Here is a 20,438-nt window from a genome sequence, read left to right as displayed (position 1 = left end):
AGGAAGTAGAAACCACTGTCAAGCTTCTATTTACCGCTACCCCGTCAATCTTGATAAATCATTCGTTAAGGCGATAAACATCAACGCCGCCAACAATAATAAGCCTACATAGGCCCCAGCTGACTTTAAACTATCGGATACAGGCTTACCTCGGATAACCTCGAGGACATAATACAGCAAATGTCCGCCATCAAGCATTGGAATTGGTAATAAATTTAAAGCACCTAAACTAATACTTACTAAAGCTAGAAAAAATAGATACGCAGCTAAACCACCACGTCCTGAATCTCCAGCCCCTTGAGCGATACCAACGGGGCCGCTGATGCTATTTAATCCTAATTTACCGGTAACTAAACGTCCCATTAAAATAAACGTTGTTCCAGTTAGCTGAACTGTTTGTTTTAATGCAGTATTTAACGCAGGCAGCGGTTGTTCTCGCTCCATACGTAACCAGCGCTCAGGCCATTTAACCTTTTGAGAACGCACACCCAAAAAGCCTTCATGTTTTCCTTTATTATCATGAGTGCCTACATGTACACTAAGATTTTGTATTACACCTTTTCGATTAATTTTTAAGGTTATTTGCTCATCAGGGCGTGCCTGTACGTATTCAACCAAAAATAACCAATCACTAAATGATTTACCATCCACACTCAAAACCCTATCCGCTGTTTTCAATCCAGCTTTATCTGCAGGAGAGTCCGGAATTACTTCACCAACAATCGGAGGAATCGATGGGATAAAAGGTTCTATTCCTAAGCTTTTTAGCGGATCTGGCTTTTTATCATCCAATACCCAATTGGCTAAAGGCAAGGAGATTTGGCTCTGTTGTCCGTTATCTAAAGATTTGACGACGAGATAAACTGTTTCATTAGAACCCACCATAGGCATCAGAGCGTATTGAAAATCGCGCCAACTATTTATTTTACTATTATTTAATGAAATGATTTCCTCTTTTGCCTTAAGCCCCGCCTCTGCGGCAATACTACCAGGACGAACTCCATCAATCATGGGTGCAAGAGATGGCATGCCAATAACCAAAACCAGCCACAAGGCAAAAAAAGCAAATATGAAGTTAAACATCGGCCCGGCAAGCACAATCGCAATACGCTTCCAAACAGATTGATTATTAAAGGCTAAGTGGCGCTCATTTTCTGGTACCTCCCCTTCAGATTCATCAAGCATTTTGACATAACCGCCAAAGGGAAAAAGAGACCAGGCGTACTCGGTCCCTTTTTTGTCTTTCCAGCTTGCTAAGACCTTGCCAAAACCAAAAGAAAAGCGCAGTACCTTTACTCCGCACCAGCGCGCGACTTGAAAATGGCCATATTCATGGATAGTCACCAATAACACTAGGGCCAATAAAAAATACAGCAATGTTAAAAGCATAGCGCTACCCCACAGTTAATCCAAAGTAAAAGAGAGGCAGAGCAGCAATCAAACTATCCAGGCGATCCAAAATACCGCCGTGACCAGGAATCAGCGTTCCTGTATCCTTTAAATGACAGCGCCGCTTTAAAATACTGATAAACAAATCGCCGAAAATTGAAATAATTACCGTACAAAAAGCTAAAAATAACCAGTATCCCATAGCAACGGGATGAAAATACATACTGCCAACCCCTGCTATAATCATAGACAAAATTAAACCACCTAGCACGCCTTCCCAAGATTTTCCTGGACTGACTTGAGGAATCAGCTTATTTTTACCCATTAACTTACCACTCAAGTAAGCACCAATATCAGAAGCCCAAATCAAAAACAGCAAATAAATCAGCAGAGCCTTTCCGTTCGGTAAGTAGTATAAGTGAACCAAACTTTGAATAAATAAGGGTAAAAGCACGAAACAAGCACCGGCAACTACTGAAGGGTATCCCCAATATTCTTGTGACTTAGGAAAAGTAACAATAGCAACTATATTAAAAGCCCAGAGAATCAATCCAAGCCCAAGCCAATAAGAGAATAAATAGCTACAAGCCCATAATGCCAATAACATTAAAGCAATAAAGGCGATTTGCGTGCCTAACTTCTGCAAGGGAATTAACTGAAAAGCTTCTCTGCCCGCAGCTAAAAATATCAAGATAACAATACTTGCCAATAACCAAGGCGGACCATAAAAAATAATAAATAAAACCAAGGGCACTAAAATTAAGGAGGTTATTAATCGCTGTAAAAACATAAGACTGCCCTCTATAAATGATTTGATGCGCCCTTTAAGCTCACCGTGATTAAACTACAGATACGGTCATTCCCGCGCATGCGGAGAGGACGTTCTAAACTTAACACTAGTGGCTTCCAGGCTAACATGCATTAGTTCAATTAGAAATTTGCCCAAAACGTCTTTTTCTTTTACTAAATGAAACCAAGGCTTTTTCTAACTCTTCTTCACCAAAATCTGGCCAATGTACTTCTGTAAAATAAAGCTCTGTATAAGCAAGCTGCCAAAGAAAGAAATTACTGATGCGTAATTCGCCACTAGTACGAATAAATAAATCCGGCTCTGGTAAACTCGCCGTATCCAAATAGCTAGCAAAACGTGCTTCATCAAGCTCATCAAGAGTCAATTGCCCTTGAGCAATTGCTTGTGCCGCTTTTTTTGCAGCCGTAACCAAATCCCATTTGCCGCCATAATTAACGACAATATTCAGAGTTAATTGCGCATTATCCGCAGTAACGGATTCCGCCTCGCGCATTTGTTGTTGTAGTGTTGGAGATAATAAACTGCGATCTCCGGTAAAACACATCCGAACCCCATTCTGATTCAATTCGCTAAGTTCTCGGCGCAAAGATTCTATGAATAATTCCATTAAAAAAGAAACTTCATCCATTGGACGCGCCCAGTTTTCAGAGCTAAATGCAAATAAACTTAAACAAGCAACTTTTTTTTCCATGCATACGCGGATCATTTTTCGTACAGATTCAACTCCCGCTTTATGACCTTCAATGCGTGGCAAACCTTGACTTTCAGCCCAACGCCCATTGCCATCCATCACGATAGCAATGTGTTGAGGAATTTTTTGTTCCAAAACCACTCTTCCAACCTTAAAAAATGTGCATAGTCTAACCTTTTTAGCATCAAATTTTAAGAGTTATTCAATAATGTATTGCGATAAATCCAGCAAATTTAATCAAAGCAAGCCATCTGCTTCAGATTGTGACCTCATAAAAGATAATAGTATACTTGCCATCTATTTAACGGATGGAGCGTTGCATGCACAAGAAAACTCCCCTGCTGCTGATGATATTAGATGGCTGGGGCTATAATAAAAATAATAAACACAATGCTATTGCTCAAGCAAATACTCCACAATGGGACGAATGGTGGCAAACACGCCCTCATATACTTTTAAACGCTTCGGGCTTGCCTGTAGGTCTGCCTGACGAGCAAATGGGCAACTCAGAAGTAGGGCATATGCACATTGGTGCAGGGCGTGTGATTCAGCAAGATTTTACCCGTATTAATCAAAGCATCGCTCAGGGCGAGTTTGCTAAAAATACAGTATTTCTAAATATGCTCCACAAATTAAAGCAAACTGGAAAATCGCTCCATATTATGGGATTATTCTCACCGGGCGGCGTTCACAGCCATGAGCAGCATTTATTTGCGTTATTGGCACTCTGTGCTGCGCAAAATTTTCATTCCGTTTGCTTGCATCTGTTCCTGGATGGACGGGATACCCCCCCTCAAAGTGCACTACAAAGTATTGAACGTTTAAATGCCGAACTGCAAAAATATCCTGTTGCACGCATTTGCTCCATTAGTGGCCGCTATTACGCAATGGATCGCGATAATCGTTGGGAGCGTATTGCTCCTGTCTATGACCTATTAACCCAAGGCCACAGTCCACATCAGTACCCAGACGCTGAAACCGCCATTAAATCCTATTATCAACAAAACCTTTCGGATGAATTTATTCCCCCGACCCAAATTGGTACAGGGGAAATTATTAATGATGGTGATGCGATTTTATTTTTTAACTTCCGTGCTGACCGCGCAAGACAATTAACCACAACATTTGTCGATGCATCATTTACACAATTTAACCGTCATGTATGTCCTCCCTTGTCGCACTTTGTCAGCATGACTCAGTATGATAAAAATTTAGCGACTACTTCAGCATTCCCCCCGATACATTTAAATAATACCTTGGGGGAAGTGATTGCTGCCCATGGCCTCCGACAATTACGTATAGCGGAAACCGAAAAATATGCCCATGTAACCTTTTTCTTTAATGGAGGCCAAGAACAAGTCTTTAATAATGAGGAACGCATCTTAATTCCATCACCTAAAGTGGCTACCTACAACCTGCAACCGGAAATGAGTGCGCCACAATTAACCGATCGTTTGGTTGAGGCAATTAACAACCGAGCCTATGACGTCATTATTTGTAACTATGCGAATGCAGACATGGTAGGACATTCTGGTGATTTCGCTGCAACTATTCGTGCGATTGAATGTTTGGATCACTGTATGCACCGAGTATGGAAAGCCCTGGAACAACAAGGCGGGCAACTTCTCATTACTGCCGATCACGGTAATGCAGAAGAAATGTTTGATGAGTCAACACACCAAGCTCATACTGCTCATACCAGTGAGCCGGTCCCCTTAGTTTATGTGGGTGACCATTGGCACTTTACGCGTACTGAGGGAAATTTAACGGATATAGCCCCCACAATTCTGGCACTATTGGGAATTACCCCTCCTGCAGAGATGTCCGGCCATCAATTATTAGAAAAAGACTCATGATTAAATCCACAAAGAAATTAAGACGTAATGGGGCAAGCATGTCTTTAGGCATGCTACTTTGTTTGGGCTTGTACGCGGCGCCGTCAAGCCTTCAGCAAACTCAAAGCCAACTCAAACAAATCGATGTGCAAATTAATAATTTGCAGCAAACATTAACTACCGCCCATGACAAACGCGGCGCGTTGAACCATGAATTATCAGTCACTGCAAAGCAAATCAGTAAAAGCGTACACGAATTAATAACTATACAAAAAACTTTAGATAATAAAAGAACAAAAATCACCCTCTTACAAAAACAGGTTAATCAACTGAGTGAACAACTTACGGCACAGCAACAATTATTAGCGAACCATGTCCGTGCTCGCTACCAGATGGGAGAATATCAACCTTTAAAATGGCTACTTAACCAGGATGATCCCTACAAGGTGAGCCGCATTTTAACCTATTATCAATACATCATTAAGTCACGACAACAGCTGATTGCTCAAGTAGATGCTACGCGCAATGAGTTAACTCAAAGCAAAAAGGTACTAAATAACGAGTTGGCAGCCGCGCAAAAACTTAAACAGGAACTGACAACAAACCAGCAGCAGCTGGAAAAAAATAAAAATTATCATACCGCCTTAATCAAATCATTGAATAATGAAATTCAAAGCAAGCAAAATAAATTACAAGAGGCTCAAAAGAATAAAAATAATTTGGCACGTCTATTAAAAACACTTGCTGAACAAAGTGTTCCGCAACCCAGCATACCATTCAATCAAATGCGCAAAAAATTGCCGTTTCCAGTGCAGTCGAAGAAGCAAGCCTTACGCAAGATGAACCAAGGAGTGACATTTTTTGCCGATGAAGGGGCGGTGGTTACTGCCGTTTATCCTGGCAAAGTCGTTTTTAGTAATTGGTTAAAGGGCTATGGTTTACTCATTATTATTGATCATGGCCAAGGGTTTATGACCTTATATGCCCATAATGAATCACTGTTTAAGAGAAAGGGAGAGCCGGTCAAACAAAACGAACAAATTGCTACTGTAGGTCATAGCGGCGGAATTAAAGAAAACGGTCTATACTTCGAAATAAGACTAAGGGGAAAAGCAATCCCTCCTCTAGCTTGGTTGTCGTAGGTTATAAGGCAGACTGTTGATTACTTTAACAAATAAGAATAAAGAGGTTTAAAGTAATTGCCTACACCTCTGGCACTTAAATTGCATTTAAAATATTAAGAATAAAAAAAGAAGACGGCTTATTTTGTTGGCCTGCATCCGAGGAGATCGCTATGTTGATAAGAAAACTATATCCTTGCACGCTTGCGGTAGTGTATGCGTTCACATTGATGTTACCTCTGACGGCCTTTACAGCTGATGAACCCCAAGATATTACGAGTGCCAGTTCTGAATCTAAGGGTGTGCCATTGGAAGATGTACAACGCTTTTCCAATGCCATAGGTGAAATTAAAAAATATTATGTGAAACCAACAGAGGACAAGGAATTATTTGATAATGCCATCCGCGGGATGCTCAGTGGTTTAGACCCACATTCAAGTTATTTGGATGAGGAAGAATTTAAAGAACTACAAACATCGACTAGTGGTGAATTTGGTGGATTAGGTCTAGAAGTTACTATGGAAGATGGTGTGGTTAAAGTCGTAACTCCTTTAGTGGATACCCCCGCCTTTAAAGCAGGAATCAAGTCTGGGGACTACATCATTAAATTAGGTAAAGAGTCTGTTCAAGGCATATCGCTAAAAGATGCAGTTAACTTGATGCGTGGAAAAGCAGGCAGCACTATTCAGCTTACAGTGCTACGTAAAGGGGTAAATAAAGCCTTAACCTTTGATTTGGTACGTGAAGTAATTCAAATCAAAAGCGTGCAAAGCAAATTATTAACACCAGGCTATGGCTACATCCGCTTGACCCAATTCCAAGCATTAACTGGAAGAGATATGTTACAAGCCATTGAACGCTTAAAACAACAATCAGGCGGTAACTTAAAAGGCCTTATCTTAGATTTAAGAAACAACCCAGGGGGCTTGCTTGATGCTGCAATTCAAGTTTCTGATGCCTTCCTTGGTAAAGACAAATCTGGTAAACCCGAAACGATTGTGTCTACTAAAGGCCGTTTACCTGGCACAGACTTTACTGCACTGTCTAAGGGAATTGATGTTTTAAATCATGCACCAATGGTTGTGTTAATTAACAACGGCTCGGCTTCTGCAGCAGAAATTGTTGCCGGTGCGCTAAAAGACAACAAACGTGCTGTGGTGCTTGGTACTACCAGCTTTGGTAAAGGGTCAGTACAAACTGTATTACCTCTTGATAGTAAAACAGGAATTAAGTTAACTACTGCTCTTTACTACACGCCTTCAGGAGCCTCAATTCAAGCTAAAGGAATTGTACCTGATATCGTGGTTAATGAGTTGGAAATACCTAAAACTGCCGGAGCCAAAAATAAAGATGCGACTGGATTTAGCGAAGCGGATCTTAATGGCCACCTACTCAATAAAACGAATGCAGAAAAAGCTGTAAAAAATCCTCAAACTCAACTTGATGATCTATTACATAATGACTACCAACTTTATGCTGCATTCACTGTGTTAGAAGGCATGGCCTTAGCTAATAAATAGTCACCAGTAGGCTGGGCTGAAAAGCCCAGCCGCCACTAAGGCACTCCCCGGAGTACCAAACTTTAAGCCCCTCGGCCTACATAGTTCCCAAAACCCCCACTTAGCCCCACAAAAATCATGTTGACTATTAGGTTAGTTACTAAGCTCTTAGCCAAAAGTGGCGGGTTACCTGTATTGATAAAAAAAGAACAAAATGTTACATTAATGAAATAACGGTTAAATTAAAGGCACACATGCGTTATTTAAAATCAGTCATTATATTCTTAGCAAGTATTGCCACCAGCATAGCGACAGCAGCCGCCCCCATTACTTTGCATGATAAAATTGGTCAAATGCTGCTTATTGGATTTGATGGGAAGTACATTGATGCGAAATCAGAAATAGTAAAAATAATTGCCAAAGATAATATTGGTGGAGTAATTTTATTTGATTACAATGCGCAAACACAACTCTTTGATAAAAATATAGAATCTCCTGAGCAAGTAAAAAAATTAACTCGAAACTTACAATATTTTACCCAACAAGCCAATTTAAAATTCCACCGCCCCGCACTACCGCTGTTAATTTCTGTAGATTATGAAGGTGGGAAGGTTACTCGTCTCAGTGAGCAATATGGCTTTCCTGCGACACTAACTCCAGGAGAAGTAGGTAAGCTAGGACCAAATGCTGCAGAGTCTAACGCCGAACTTATGACTAAAACACTAATCAATTCCGGTTTTAATTTAAATTTTTCGCCATTACTTGATGTAAATATCAATCCAGATAATCCCGTAATCGCCAGAAAAGATCGCAGCTTTTCCAGCGATCCCAATACGGTTATTCAAGATGCTGAAATTTATTCACAAAGTTTTTTAAATAAAAAGATCGAATGCGTTTATAAGCATTTCCCTGGACATGGCAGCTCCACAGCAGATTCACATTTAGGTTTTGTTGATGTCACCGATACCTGGAGAATGTCCGAATTAGAACCCTATCGACACTTATTAGGACAAAAGTTTTCCTGCGGAATGATCATGAGTGCCCATATTGTAAACCGTCAACTTGATAGTTCAGGGCTTCCAGCCACCTTATCCCATAAAATGTTAACAGACCTTTTGCGCCACCGCCTTCATTTTAACGGAGTCATTATTACTGATGACATGCAGATGAAAGCGATTAGCAATCATTATGGGTTAGAACAGGCCTTAGTATTAGCAATCAATGCAGGTGCAGATATGCTTATTTTTGGTAATACTTTGGCTGCGAAACAAGATCCAGAACAGTTGATTCAGATTATTGAAGCGAAGGTGCGCTCGGGTGAAATTAAACAGAAACGTATTGATGAGGCATATCAGCGTATTGTTACTTTGAAGAAGTCATTGGTGCACTAGCACTTCCAATTAGCCATGCTCTCCTCTATCAGCACAGACTCATCTATGGGATGAGAGGTTAGCCTGTAATGCAAAGACTTTAGATCGGAGAGTAATTAATTTAATTGTTCGCAAGGATTAGCCATCATCATGATTATTTCCCTAATTTCTCTTTCCTTAGTTAATCAGCTTATCTGAAATAAGAATGGGTAAATTATGGGTTTGTGTGGTACGTCAATACACGCTCAAATGATTAATCCCTGCGTTTATGTAGGAGGAGCATACTCCAGGCTCCTTTAGTCAAAATAACAACCTAAGCAATCAACGTTTTCTTGCTATAAGCAAGCCCATTTTTATTTAAGCTAAAGCTACCCATAACACCAGTTCCAGACTCAAGCGCTAATAGCTGTTTTGCAATGGCCTGGCTAGAAAACTCTGTATCCGTTTTCATTGCGATCACAGCACTGCTATTTAATAAATGGAAAATATCGTAAGCATACCCCGCTTCAGTAACGGGTTGGCTAAAATATTCTTGTTTAAATTGGGCTACAAATTCAGGTTTCATTGTATTTTCTAATGCCGCTCCACGCTGATGGTTCGGACTTTGTGCCTGAAAATTATTCTTGCCATCAGCAACTACTGTATCGCAGCCTAAACAAAAATGAATCAGTTTATTTTTTGCTGCCAAGGGAGCGACTACCGCGCCAGAAGTGACACCTTCAGTCAAAAGTACATTAATATGACGCGCATCAATGAATTTTTGTACGGTATCTGCTGCATGCTCATTGAGTTGCGCGTCTAAAGTATAAAATTCATAATTAATTTCAGTGGATTTTATCTGAGCGCGAGCAATTTCCATAGCAGCCAACATATTTCTACCGATATAAGCTGATTTAGTAGAAAATGGCGCATAAATACCAATATTAATGGTTTGTCTCACCTTTTTTGCCGAGCTCCCCCCCGCACTGACTACACCTAAGGAAAACATAACTCCAATAAAAACACTCAAAATAGCGCTAAATCTTGATAATAATTTGGTCATATTTGTTTGATTTGGTTAGATATTGGTAAAATCATTTTGCAATGAATAAAGTCGAAATACAATGGTTGTGATGAAACCCCTTAATAAATCTGAAAATACCTACCCTTATCAACGTTCACGTTTTAATCCTCACTTTTTTTATGAGATAATCCAGCTTTAATTGTGACCCTAAAGGACATTATGAACATAGTTAAATCACTCCCCTCGTTGCTTGGTTTTTTTATCATTTCCCAAGCGCAGGCCAACGTTCAATCCTATTTTGAGCAGGTGAAAAATGATCCCAATGCCCTATACGCATTTTTCAAAAAGATGCCTAAAGGAGGAGAGTTACATTATCATTTAGCAGGAGGCGCATACCCCGAAGCAATGCTTGAAATAGCGGCCAAAGGCGACTATTGCCTGGATACGAAAACATTTACAGTCACTAATAATGCTGAGCTCTGTCAAGAAAAAATGAGCATGCGTGAGCTTACTAATACACCAGCACTCTATACTAAAACGATTAGAGCTTGGTCATTACAAAACTTTGTTCCTGGCGCCGAATCAGGTCATGATCACTTTTTCAATTCCTTTTTCAAATTTTTACCTATCGTGATGAATCACAGTCCTGAGCTCATCACCGATGTGGTTAGGAGGGCCGCTAATCAACACGAGCAATACTTAGAGCTAATGGTTTTGCCAGATAATGCAAGCTCGCTTAGCTTTGGTGTCCTACTCAAGGGAGCTACTTCTTTTGATGAAATGCGCCAAATTTTATTAGCTAATCAGGATTTTCAAAAAAACATTGATAATACCGTGGCAGAAACAGAAAACGCACTCAAGCAAGCGCGGCAGAAATTAGGCTGTGATAAAAATCCTGAATCCGAAAACTGCACGCTTACACTTAAATTCTTATATTACTCCTTGAGAGAACAACCTCTAGAAGCCGTTTTTGCACAAACACTTAATGCGTTTGAAGCAGTGGCCCGCTCGCAAAGTAAGGGAGGAAATTTAGTTGGTGTAAACCTCGTCCAAGCAGAAGATGGCATTATTTCATTGCGGGATTATCGACAACAAATGCAAATCTTTCAGTATCTGCACCAATTATATCCCCAAGTTAATATTTCCCTGCATGCAGGAGAAATTACGTCGGAAATAGTCACTCCAAATGACTTAAATTACCATATTCACGATGCGCTTTTAACGGGACAGGCACAACGAATTGGACATGGGGTGGATATTGCTCATGAAGATGATGCAGAGGGAATATTAGGCTATATGGCAAAACAGCATAAAGCTGTAGAAATTAATTTGATTAGTAATAAACGAATCTTAAATGTTTCCGGAAAAGAACACCCTTTAAACTATTATTTGAAACACCATGTTCCTGTCGTTTTATCTACGGATGATGAAGGTATTTTGCGTACGGACTTAACCGCTCAATATGTAGAAGCTGTAATTGGACATGGTTTAGATTATCAAACCATTAAACAGATAAATCGGAATGCCTTAACTTACTCCTTTGCCCCTGGAAAAAGTATTTGGGTAGATGCTGAAAAAACGCAATTAATGCCAGAATGTCAGGATTTAAACAGTGTTAGCTGCAAAGAATTTATTAAGAGTAATGAAAAAGGGCAATTGCAGTGGAGTCTTGAACAGAAGCTAAAAACGTTTGAGAGTCAATATTAAAAGGTTCAAATTGATGTTGTGTAGGTTGGGCCATGGGCCCAACCTACACCATATATTCTATATTAGACAAAATCATTATATGGGATACATCTCCACCCTTAAGCAGTAAACGGATCCTGAAGAATAATTGTAGAATCGCGCTCTGGGCCAGTTGATAGCATATGAATAGGAACATTTAACAAAGATTCAATACGCTTCAAATAAGCAATTGCATTCGCTGGCAAATCAGCCATATTAGTCACATCTGCCGTTGACTCCTTCCAGCCAGGCATCTCTTCATAAATAGGCTCTAAACCTTCAAAATCAGCTGCGGCTTGAGGTGGACGGGAAATTAAATTCCCATCGCTGTCCTTATACGCTACAGCTATACGCAATACATCCAGATTGTCCAAAACGTCTAATTTAGTTATGCACAAGCCAGTAATACTGTTCAACTCAATAGAACGCTTTAATAAAACAGCATCAAACCAACCACAACGTCGAGGTCTGCCAGTCACTGCCCCAAATTCTTGACCACGTTCAGCAATTCGCTTGCCCACATCGTCAAAAAGCTCTGTTGGGAAGGGACCACCACCAACACGAGTTGTGTATGCCTTGGTAATACCTAAAACGTAATCAATAAACTTAGGACCAAAACCCGCACCATTGACTACCGAACCCACACAGGTATTTGAAGACGTAACAAAAGGATAGGTTCCATGATCAATATCCAAATAAACCCCTTGAGCACCTTCAAATAGGATATTATCACCCTTTTCGCGGTGTTCATGTAACGCAGCAGGAACATCACAAACCATAGAACGTAGTTCATCTGCCCACATTACCGCAGCATCCAAAATAGGTTGCATCTCAACTGCAGGTTGTTTGAAATATTGAGTCAGGACAAAATTGTAATAATCTAATACGTCATTTAATTTTTGCGTAAAACGCTCAGGGTGGAACAAATCGCCCACTTTTAATGCGCGTCGAGCCACTTTATCTTCATAAGCAGGACCAATTCCACGGCCTGTAGTACCAATAGCGGATTTCCCCATATGAGACTCACGTGCTTTATCCAAAGCAACATGGAATGGGAGAATTAATGGGCAAGCCAAACTAATTCGCAAACGAGAACGAACATCGAGTCCAGTCGCCTCAAGCTCTTTAATTTCACCTAGTAAAGCTTCTGGCGACAAAACAACGCCATTCGCGATGTAACAAGTAACGTGCGGTCTAAGCATACCTGATGGGATTAAACGTAAAACCGTTTTCACCCCTTTAATTTTTAAAGTATGCCCTGCATTATGTCCACCTTGATAGCGAACAACAACCTGCGCATCTTGCGTTAATAAATCGACGATTTTGCCTTTGCCTTCATCGCCCCACTGTGTACCTAAAACAACAACGTTCTTACCCATGATCCACTCTTAATCTGAAAACACTGCCAGGAATTGAACCTGATTTCAGCAAAATCGGACATTATAGTTACTTTTTAGCAGCGATACCATCATTTTTTGGTATTGGCTGCCTAAAATAATTAAAAAATGCGCTGCTTTGATCCAAAACCAGGATATCTCTTTTACTGTTAAAACTACCTTCATATGCTAATAGGCTACGATATAAAGTAAAAAAGTCCTTGTTCTTACTGTATGCTTCCGCATAAATTGATGCTGCCTTTGCCTGTCCTATAGCTCGTACTTTTTGCGCTTGGCTTTCTGTTTGTGCTATTAATACCATCACATTCGCATCAGCTTTAGCTTGAATTTCTTCTGCAGCGGCCTGTCCATCTGCACGGTGTCTGTTTGCAATTTTTTGCATATCGGCACGCATGCGCTGATAAATGGCATTACTCGTATTTGCCGGCAATTCAATACCTTTAATACGCACATCAACCACATTAATACCCAACTCACCGGCTTGCTTTTCCGCAGCAATGCGTAATAAATCCATCACATCATCCCGGCCACCCGAAACTGCTTCAGAAATAGTACGTTTACCAAATTGGGCGCGTAGCAAGGTGTTTAACTGCTGCTCCAATAAGGTTTCCGCTTTAAATTCATTACCACCGGTGGATTTAAAATAGCGGGCCAAATCAGTAATTTGCCATTTCACATAGTAATCCACCATCACATCTTTCTTTTCTTTGGTCACGATACGTGTTGATTTAATATCCATCGTTTGAATACGTGTATCAAAAATACGCACGCTCTCAATGAAAGGCACTTTAAAATGCAAACCCGGGACAAATACTTTAACCTTATTCGTATCGCCCTCATTCACTAAACGACCCAAACGTAAAATAATACCTTGCTGGCCTTCAGTTATAGTAAATACGCAGGCAAAAAACAGTAAAAGCGCAATGAACAATAAAACACCAAGGGTTCTAGTAGAATTCTTCATTATGGCTGTCCCCCTTGATTATAAACTGGTCTGGTAAGCATACGTCCATCAATTAAATTGCCTGACTCAGCCGAAGTTCCACGCTCAGCTTTGCTTCTGTGCTTGCCAACACTCGGAGAATGCTCTGGTTGACTTTTTGCCAATTTATCTAAGGGTAAATACAACAAATTACCGGCTTTACTATCAACAATAATTTTGCTGCTCTTAGTTAAGACCATTTGCATTGTCTCCAGATACATACGTTGCGCCGTAATATCCGGTGCAAGCGTGTATTGGGGAAGTAATGCTAGAAACTCAGCAACCTCGCCTTGTGCCTGCAAAACAACCTGTTTAGAAAAGGCTTCTGCCTCTTGTCTGATACGGCTGGCATTACCTTCTGCAATGGGCACCACCTTAGCGGCATAGGCAAGAGCCTGCTCTTTAAAGCGTTTTTCATCTTCTTGTGCTTTAATGGCATCATCAAAAGCATCTTGTACACTCTCAGGGGCACGCGCAGGTTGAGGCGAAACGTTGACAATTACAATACCGGTTTTATACATCTCCAGGGTTTTAATTAAGGTTTCTTGTACTTGATTACCCCATACCTCTCGCCCTTCGGTGATAATTTGATCTAAAGTAGTTGTGCCAACAACCTGTCTTAATGCACTGGAGGTAGCTTGCTGTAAGCTTTCTTCAGGATTTGCTACATTAAACAAATACTGTTGTAAATCACCAATACGATATTGTACAGCCAAAGATACAGAAACTAAGTTTTCATCACTAGTCAGCATTTGGGCTGAATAGGAATAGTCCAAAAGTCTATCGACATTCATTACTACTTTTGACGAAATAAGCCTAGGTATCCAGTGTGGTCCTGGCCCTACAGTTTCTACGTATTTACCAAAACGAAGAATAACTGCCTGTTCAGCCGGGTCAACAATAAAAATCCCAGCCAATACCCACAAAATAAAGGCTGACACCGCAACCATCATTGCTACTAAGCTAGTATTTGAATTAGATGTTCTAGGTGGCTCAGCTGCTGCTTTACCACTGCCCCCAAACAACATCTTTTTCAACTTGTCGTGAAGACGTTTTAGAGCTTCATCCAAATCTGGAGGTTGATTTTTACCTTTCCAGGGATCTTTGCCTTTATCTGGCTCGTTCCACCCCATGCACTACTCCTGACCGATTCTAAGAAAGCTAGGATTTTAGGAGGTATATGAAGTTTAAGCAAGTCCTGAACATAGTGAGAGTTCTCCTTAATCAGGGCTAGTGCTTGTATTGGAGGGCTCTCACTACGTTCGAGATGATGTTTTGCTTTATTTAAAGCGTAACGACAACTGGGGCACTGACATTGGATGGTATCTCTTCATGCAGGCTTTTTATTTCTGATTTAATCATATCTTTAATAACAAGACGTGTTCTACTGGTAGGATGTTCCTTTGAATATTTAAGTACCGCGGCCCAATCACCTAAACCCTCTGCAATCATCCAATTCATTGTACTCCAAGGATTAGTAATTCGCTGACTGTTATAGGCTAATTTATAACGCTCTACGAATACAGCGTATAATTTAAGTGGATCTTCCGTCCCTGTATAAGTTGAACCCGCTTTAGAAGGCAGCTCAACATTACCCAAATCATTTTCTGCATTATCCCCATATTTTCTTGTAACCCAGCTTTCCACCATGGAACCCGCGGCACTGGGGCGGCCAAAAAGTTGACGCAATGCATAGCCCCAAGAATGATCTACATATATGATTGAATGCAAAGGAGTACCAACCAAGTGGCATCGTCTTACAAAGGGATCAACTAACTCATTGTGTTTTTCAAGATAAGAATCAATCGCTTTGAGCAGCTCCATCCGTTTGCTTGCCAATAATTGACACATTTCTTCACGACGAGGAGGTTCCGCACCATGACAAAGTAACATGGCAATCCCATCAATTAGTGAGACTTTTTGGGGTTCCTGAGCTAAAAGCTGGCACAATGCTTCAACCGAATTATGTCCATGCTCATAAGATTCTGCACGATCACTATTTTCAGCCTCAAGCTCAAGCATCCCCTCCGAGGAGGCCAATAAGGCAGCAAGCGCTTTAATTTTTCCTAACCGTGCCGCGAGCAAAAGTGGTGTATCCATAAAGGGGCCTACGGGATTATTTAATTGTGCCCCAGCCTGCACCAATGCCCTTACCCCCATACCAAAATTAGACAGAATTGCCTGATGTAGGGGCTGATATTCGATAGGTTCTTCTAATAAGTGATTGCCTTCATGAACATTAGGATTCAGTGCCAAAACTGCATGCAATAATTGCTCACTTTTAGTATCTAATGCCAATGATAATAAAGTACGCCCTTCTTTATTTCGCCGATTTACATCAAAAAATCGTTGTTCTAAAAGATAACTCGCTAAGCGAAGTTTGCCTAAAGAAATAGCGTAATGTACTGGTTCTCCGACATTTTTATCCGGTGCTCTTCCTAAAACAAAATAAATGTGAGGAGTCAAATTAGATGCTGCCCTATCCCTCTCGGCATCATTATCAAGCTCTTGATGTTGCTGAATTAAATAATTTACTGCCGTCAATTGTGTGGAATCAGGCATCCAAAAGGACTGTTCCAAGTAATGTTCATCCGCTTCTAGTTTATCAGTAATAAACTCTTGAAATCGCTCAGCCCCTGACTCAATGGCTTTATTTAGCTCGGTGGAAAATCCCATGACATGACATCCTTTTCTGGTTGCTATCGGACTAATATTACACAGTGCCTAACCGAATATCAATGCAATCTGATACTCCATCCTCAAGGCCTCGCTACCATTAAGCTAAATAAGTTTTGCGATAAAATACAGGAGGTTGGGCCCATGAGCTAACATCAACTCCAGGTGCGACTCGATGCATTTGTTGGGCCCTAGGCCCAACCTACACTTTAAAGATTAATCATTAGCCTATAGCAATGAACCAAGGGCAATTCTAAGATTTCAAAAAAATAAGATCCCAAACTCCATGTCCTAAACGCTCGCCACGCAGCTCAAACTTAGTCAACGGCCGTGACTCTGGCTTAGGAGAATAGCCTCCTTCAACTTGTGAGTTATGTAATCCTGGAGACGCAGACAAAACTTCCAGCATGTGTTCTGCATATTCCTGCCAATCGGTAGCGCAATGAATAAATCCACCGACTTTAATTTTGTGAGTGAGTAATTGAATAAACCCCGGTTGAATCAAACGGCGCTTATGATGACGCTTCTTATGCCAAGGATCTGGGAAAAAGATTTGTATTCCCGCCAGAGAATTATCAGCTATCTTAGTCTGAAACACCTCCACCGCATCATGAGCTACAATACGAACATTAGTTACCTGATGATCATGCAAGTCAGCAGCCAGGCTCCCTACTCCCGCTTGATGAACTTCAATACCAACATAATTAGCCGCTGGATTATTTTGTGCCATATGAAGTAAAGATGTCCCCATCCCAAAACCAATTTCCACAATAGTATCTGCTTCTCGTCCAAATTCCTCTGCTAAATTCCAGGGAGAATCCGCCATCGATAAGGCATAATCCTTAATCCAAAGATCTAATCCTTGCTGCTGACGATTGCTTACACGTCCTGCTCGCAATACATAACTTTTTATTCTACGATGCATGCTAATAACTCAATTTATAAAAATTGCGATTATATGTTTCTATAAAAATCTTGCAACTGTTGCGTTTTTTTGATATAAAACCGCTCTTGTATTTCACATCCGGCTATTTGCCCAGAATATTACAAAGACAACCATAAAATTTCTAATTTGGAGTAACACAATGTCTAGAGTATGTCAGGTAACTGGCAAGCGACCCATGACTGGTAACAAAGTGTCGCACGCTAACAACAAAACCAAAAGACGCTTTCTACCCAACATTCAAAATCACAGTTTCTGGGTTGAAGAAGAGAGCCGATTTGTCACCTTACGCGTTAGTACCAAAGGTATGCGTATAATTGATAAGTTAGGCATCAAGAAGGTTCTGGATCAAATCAGAGCTAATGGCGAAAAAGTATAATTAAGGGGATAAACCATGGCAGCTGTCACCATCAAAGTGAAAATGGAATCCACAGCAGGAACTGGATACTATAAAACTACGACTAAAAACCCACGTAACCATCCTGAAAAGATGGAATTGATGATGTACGATCCAAAAGTTCGTAAGCACGTTCTTTTTAAAGAAAAGAAAGTAAAATAATTATTGAGCCCCGAATTGGGGCTTTTTATTTTATAACACCTACATTACAACTACCCTTTCATAGTTGGGCCCCTCTGCGCTCAGCGTCAGTCTACCCGTTCATCGAATAGCTCTAGATTTTACTCAATTTCATAGAGTTAGCTTAATTTAACCATTGCAAAGACTGGATAATCCCCACGAATCGTTTACACTGATAGTTAATGGCAGTAGAAAGAAACAAAGAGGATTTGCATGAAACCGTCACTGCAGCTTAGTATAGGCCAACACTTGGCGCTTACCCCACAGCTACAGCAAGCAATTAGGCTCTTGCAATTGTCTACTATTGATCTACAACAAGAGATTCAACTTATTGTTGAATCCAATCCAATGTTAGAAGCGACGCCCAATGAGGATAAAGAAGATTTGCCTCATGAGGATCAATCCAGAAGCAACGATGAGCCCACGGATTTTCAATGGTCAGAACTTTATCAAATCACCAATAAGCGTCATCAATTTGACGATAATGATTATAATTTTGATAATTTGCATTGCACTACTACCAATTTACAAGACCATTTACGCTGGCAATTAACACTGGCTCCAATGAGTGATGTAGACAGAGCCATAGCGACAGCCCTGATTGATGCGATTAATAACGATGGATTTCTGAGTACCTCTATTAGCGATTTGCATGCTAGTCTAAACAGCGAAGAACATCCGATTGACCAAGAAGAAATAGAAGTTGTACGCCATCGCCTACAATTATTTGATCCGGTAGGCTGTGCTTCTTTGAATTTAGCAGAAACATTACTGGTACAACTGGAACAACTATCTCCAGAAACAAGACACCTAGAACTTACTAAAAAAATTATTCTCCAAGACTTGGATTTGCTTGGCCACCATAATTACAAACAATTAATAAAAAACCATCAAGTTAGTGAAAAGGCTATTGATGACGTGTTACGCATCATTCAAGGCTTAAATCCCAAACCAGGGCATTTAATTCACCATGACATTACTGAATATATTATTCCCGATTTAACAGTTAAAAAGATAAATAATGAGTGGAAAGTCGTTTTAAACCAAAATGTTTTACCGAACTTAAGCATCAATAATCAATATGCATCATTGATTCAACGTGCGGACAATAGTGCCGACAATCTATTCTTAAAAAATAACCTGCAAGAAGCTCGATGGTTTTTAAAAAGTATTCAAAGCCGCCAAGAAACTTTACTTAAGGTAGCGCGATGCATAATGGAGTATCAACAAGGTTTTCTCGACTTTGGTGAGGAAGCGATGAAACCATTGATTCTTAATGATATTGCTTCTGCCCTTGAAATGCATGAGTCAACTATTTCACGCGTTACTACGCAAAAATTTATTCATACTCCTCGAGGAGTTTTTGAGCTAAAATACTTTTTTTCCAGCCATGTGAATACCGATGCTGGTGCTGAATGCTCCTCTACCGCAATTCGCGCGATGATAAAAAAACTAATCGCAGCAGAGAGCGGGGGGAAACCATTAAGCGATAGCAAAATCGTGCTCTTATTAGCACACCAAGGTATTCAGGTAGCAAGAAGAACCGTAGCAAAATATCGTGAAGCGATGGGGATAGCCCCATCGAATGAAAGAAAAAAATTCGTATCTAAAAAGTAACCGAAGGAGGTTCGTTATGCAAATTCACATTACTGGGCATAGCATGGAGGTAACTCCTGCTATCAGAACCTATACTGAAGGAAAATTTACTAAACTTGAGCACCATTATGATCAAATCAATAAAATTAATGTAATTTTTGATATTGAAAAATTAAGTCAAATTGCAGAAGCAACTATTTTTGTTACCGGCGCTGAATTATATGCTAAGTCAGAATCAGAAAACTTGTATGCTGCAATAGATGCTTTGATTGATAAACTCGATCGTCAGTTGCTGAAGCATAAAGAAAAAATGCGTAGTCATTAATCATTAAAGTTCGTCGCCTCCTCACCATTGAAGAGGCGACATTTTCTTAGCTTAAACATAAATACGAGAAAGCCCTATAACAAAAATATCTATGACAAACCTCATTTAACTTTTTTTGTACAAGAATTCCCTGTACCCTAAGCATTCTTCGTGATACATTAACTAAAACGCATTCGCTCTACCCTAGAGTCTGTTCACGTTGCGTTTTTAGGACTTAGATACGCTTATGATAAAAACAACGATTACAATCATCAATAAACTTGGCTTGCATGCTCGCGCATCAGCAAAATTTGTATCAACAGCCGCGCGCTATCAAAGCCAAATCAATGTCACAAAAGATTCCCAAACGGTTAATGGAAAAAGTATCATGGGCGTGATGATGCTTGCGGCAAATAAAGGAAGCACGATTACCTTGGAAATTGAAGGCCCAGATGAAGAGCAGCTGAATGAAGCTCTAGTTCAATTGATTAATAATTTCTTTGGTGAAGGTGAGTAATT

General features: G+C 40.3%; 19 protein-coding genes. 10 read left to right on the top strand and 9 right to left on the bottom strand.

All coding sequences use genetic code 11. The features are described from left to right. Nucleotides 1-36: 36 nt before the first annotated feature. The 3 genes from rseP to uppS form a co-directional block, all read right to left on the bottom strand. Nucleotides 37-1,389 carry an RIP metalloprotease RseP gene (gene rseP, locus E1P08_RS10560; RefSeq protein ID WP_133136979.1) on the bottom strand — a complete coding sequence of 451 codons (1,353 nt, stop codon included), beginning with the start codon at nucleotides 1,387-1,389 and terminating at the stop codon, nucleotides 37-39. A gap of 4 nt (nucleotides 1,390-1,393) precedes the next feature. Then, complete coding sequence (locus E1P08_RS10555; RefSeq protein ID WP_133136978.1) at nucleotides 1,394-2,179, bottom strand: phosphatidate cytidylyltransferase; 786 nt, start codon at nucleotides 2,177-2,179, stop codon at nucleotides 1,394-1,396. Nucleotides 2,180-2,315: 136 nt separating this feature from the next. Then, nucleotides 2,316-3,026, bottom strand: a complete 711-nt coding sequence (gene uppS / locus E1P08_RS10550) for a polyprenyl diphosphate synthase (RefSeq protein ID WP_133136977.1) — start codon at nucleotides 3,024-3,026, stop codon at nucleotides 2,316-2,318. Between the two features lie 185 nt (nucleotides 3,027-3,211). Between uppS and gpmI the strand changes: the two genes are divergently transcribed. The 4 genes from gpmI to E1P08_RS10530 all read left to right on the top strand — a co-directional run bounded on the left by gpmI (nucleotide 3,212) and on the right by E1P08_RS10530 (nucleotide 8,737). Next, entirely contained in the window at nucleotides 3,212-4,747 is a 1,536-nt protein-coding gene (gene gpmI / locus E1P08_RS10545) for a 2,3-bisphosphoglycerate-independent phosphoglycerate mutase (RefSeq protein WP_133136976.1), read from the top strand. Next, on the top strand, nucleotides 4,744-5,868 hold the full coding sequence (locus E1P08_RS10540) for a murein hydrolase activator EnvC family protein (RefSeq protein ID WP_242602431.1): 1,125 nt from the start codon (nucleotides 4,744-4,746) through the stop codon (nucleotides 5,866-5,868). Before gpmI ends, E1P08_RS10540 begins: the two co-directional genes overlap by 4 nt. Before the next feature lie 152 nt (nucleotides 5,869-6,020). Beyond that, nucleotides 6,021-7,367, top strand: coding sequence for a S41 family peptidase (locus E1P08_RS10535; protein WP_133136975.1), 1,347 nt, complete (start codon nucleotides 6,021-6,023; stop codon nucleotides 7,365-7,367). Nucleotides 7,368-7,600: 233 nt separating this feature from the next. Further along, a complete protein-coding gene (locus E1P08_RS10530) occupies nucleotides 7,601-8,737 on the top strand; it encodes a glycoside hydrolase family 3 protein (protein WP_133136974.1) in 1,137 nt (378 codons plus the stop codon). A 292-nt stretch (nucleotides 8,738-9,029) separates the two neighbouring features. Here E1P08_RS10530 and E1P08_RS10525 read toward each other — a convergent pair whose 3' ends face one another. Next, entirely contained in the window at nucleotides 9,030-9,758 is a 729-nt protein-coding gene (locus E1P08_RS10525) for an ABC transporter substrate-binding protein (protein WP_341272483.1), read from the bottom strand. A 180-nt stretch (nucleotides 9,759-9,938) separates the two neighbouring features. Here E1P08_RS10525 and E1P08_RS10520 point away from each other — a divergent pair, with 180 nt between their 5' ends. Beyond that, the gene (locus tag E1P08_RS10520; protein ID WP_133136973.1) at nucleotides 9,939-11,426 is read left to right on the top strand and encodes an adenosine deaminase family protein; all 1,488 of its coding nucleotides are present in this window, start codon (nucleotides 9,939-9,941) and stop codon (nucleotides 11,424-11,426) included. Between the two features lie 98 nt (nucleotides 11,427-11,524). Here the strand turns inward: E1P08_RS10520 and E1P08_RS10515 are convergent, their stop codons facing one another. The 5 genes from E1P08_RS10515 to trmB all read right to left on the bottom strand — a co-directional run bounded on the left by E1P08_RS10515 (nucleotide 11,525) and on the right by trmB (nucleotide 17,424). Next, complete coding sequence (locus tag E1P08_RS10515) at nucleotides 11,525-12,823, bottom strand: adenylosuccinate synthase (protein ID WP_133136972.1); 1,299 nt, start codon at nucleotides 12,821-12,823, stop codon at nucleotides 11,525-11,527. Nucleotides 12,824-12,890: 67 nt separating this feature from the next. Beyond that, nucleotides 12,891-13,805, bottom strand: a complete 915-nt coding sequence (gene hflC / locus E1P08_RS10510; RefSeq protein WP_133136971.1) for a protease modulator HflC — start codon at nucleotides 13,803-13,805, stop codon at nucleotides 12,891-12,893. Then, the gene (gene hflK, locus E1P08_RS10505) at nucleotides 13,805-14,956 is read right to left on the bottom strand and encodes an FtsH protease activity modulator HflK (RefSeq protein ID WP_133136970.1); all 1,152 of its coding nucleotides are present in this window, start codon (nucleotides 14,954-14,956) and stop codon (nucleotides 13,805-13,807) included. Before hflK ends, hflC begins: the two co-directional genes overlap by 1 nt. Before the next feature lie 151 nt (nucleotides 14,957-15,107). Beyond that, the gene (gene ankC, locus E1P08_RS10500; RefSeq protein WP_133136969.1) at nucleotides 15,108-16,499 is read right to left on the bottom strand and encodes a Dot/Icm T4SS effector AnkC/LegA12; all 1,392 of its coding nucleotides are present in this window, start codon (nucleotides 16,497-16,499) and stop codon (nucleotides 15,108-15,110) included. Between the two features lie 253 nt (nucleotides 16,500-16,752). Next, nucleotides 16,753-17,424: a tRNA (guanosine(46)-N7)-methyltransferase TrmB gene (gene trmB / locus E1P08_RS10495; RefSeq protein WP_133136968.1), complete on the bottom strand. Its 672-nt coding sequence runs from the start codon at nucleotides 17,422-17,424 to the stop codon at nucleotides 16,753-16,755. Between the two features lie 160 nt (nucleotides 17,425-17,584). Between trmB and rpmB the strand changes: the two genes are divergently transcribed. The 5 genes from rpmB to E1P08_RS10470 all read left to right on the top strand — a co-directional run bounded on the left by rpmB (nucleotide 17,585) and on the right by E1P08_RS10470 (nucleotide 20,436). Next, nucleotides 17,585-17,821, top strand: a complete 237-nt coding sequence (gene rpmB, locus E1P08_RS10490) for a 50S ribosomal protein L28 (protein ID WP_133136967.1) — start codon at nucleotides 17,585-17,587, stop codon at nucleotides 17,819-17,821. Nucleotides 17,822-17,836: 15 nt separating this feature from the next. Next, nucleotides 17,837-18,001 (top strand): 50S ribosomal protein L33, encoded by a 165-nt coding sequence (gene rpmG, locus E1P08_RS10485; RefSeq protein ID WP_003635328.1) that lies wholly within the window; start codon nucleotides 17,837-17,839, stop codon nucleotides 17,999-18,001. Nucleotides 18,002-18,232: 231 nt separating this feature from the next. Further along, nucleotides 18,233-19,636 carry an RNA polymerase factor sigma-54 gene (locus E1P08_RS10480; protein ID WP_133136966.1) on the top strand — a complete coding sequence of 468 codons (1,404 nt, stop codon included), beginning with the start codon at nucleotides 18,233-18,235 and terminating at the stop codon, nucleotides 19,634-19,636. A gap of 16 nt (nucleotides 19,637-19,652) precedes the next feature. Then, entirely contained in the window at nucleotides 19,653-19,940 is a 288-nt protein-coding gene (gene hpf / locus E1P08_RS10475; protein ID WP_133136965.1) for a ribosome hibernation-promoting factor, HPF/YfiA family, read from the top strand. Nucleotides 19,941-20,166: 226 nt separating this feature from the next. After that, on the top strand, nucleotides 20,167-20,436 hold the full coding sequence (locus E1P08_RS10470) for an HPr family phosphocarrier protein (protein WP_133136964.1): 270 nt from the start codon (nucleotides 20,167-20,169) through the stop codon (nucleotides 20,434-20,436). Nucleotides 20,437-20,438: the final 2 nt, after the last annotated feature.

The organism is Legionella rowbothamii, assembly GCF_900639985.1.
GTDB lineage: Bacteria > Pseudomonadota > Gammaproteobacteria > Legionellales > Legionellaceae > Legionella > Legionella rowbothamii.
The sequence above is the reverse complement of the archived record's forward strand: the minus strand, read 5'-3'. Positions and strand labels throughout refer to the sequence as shown.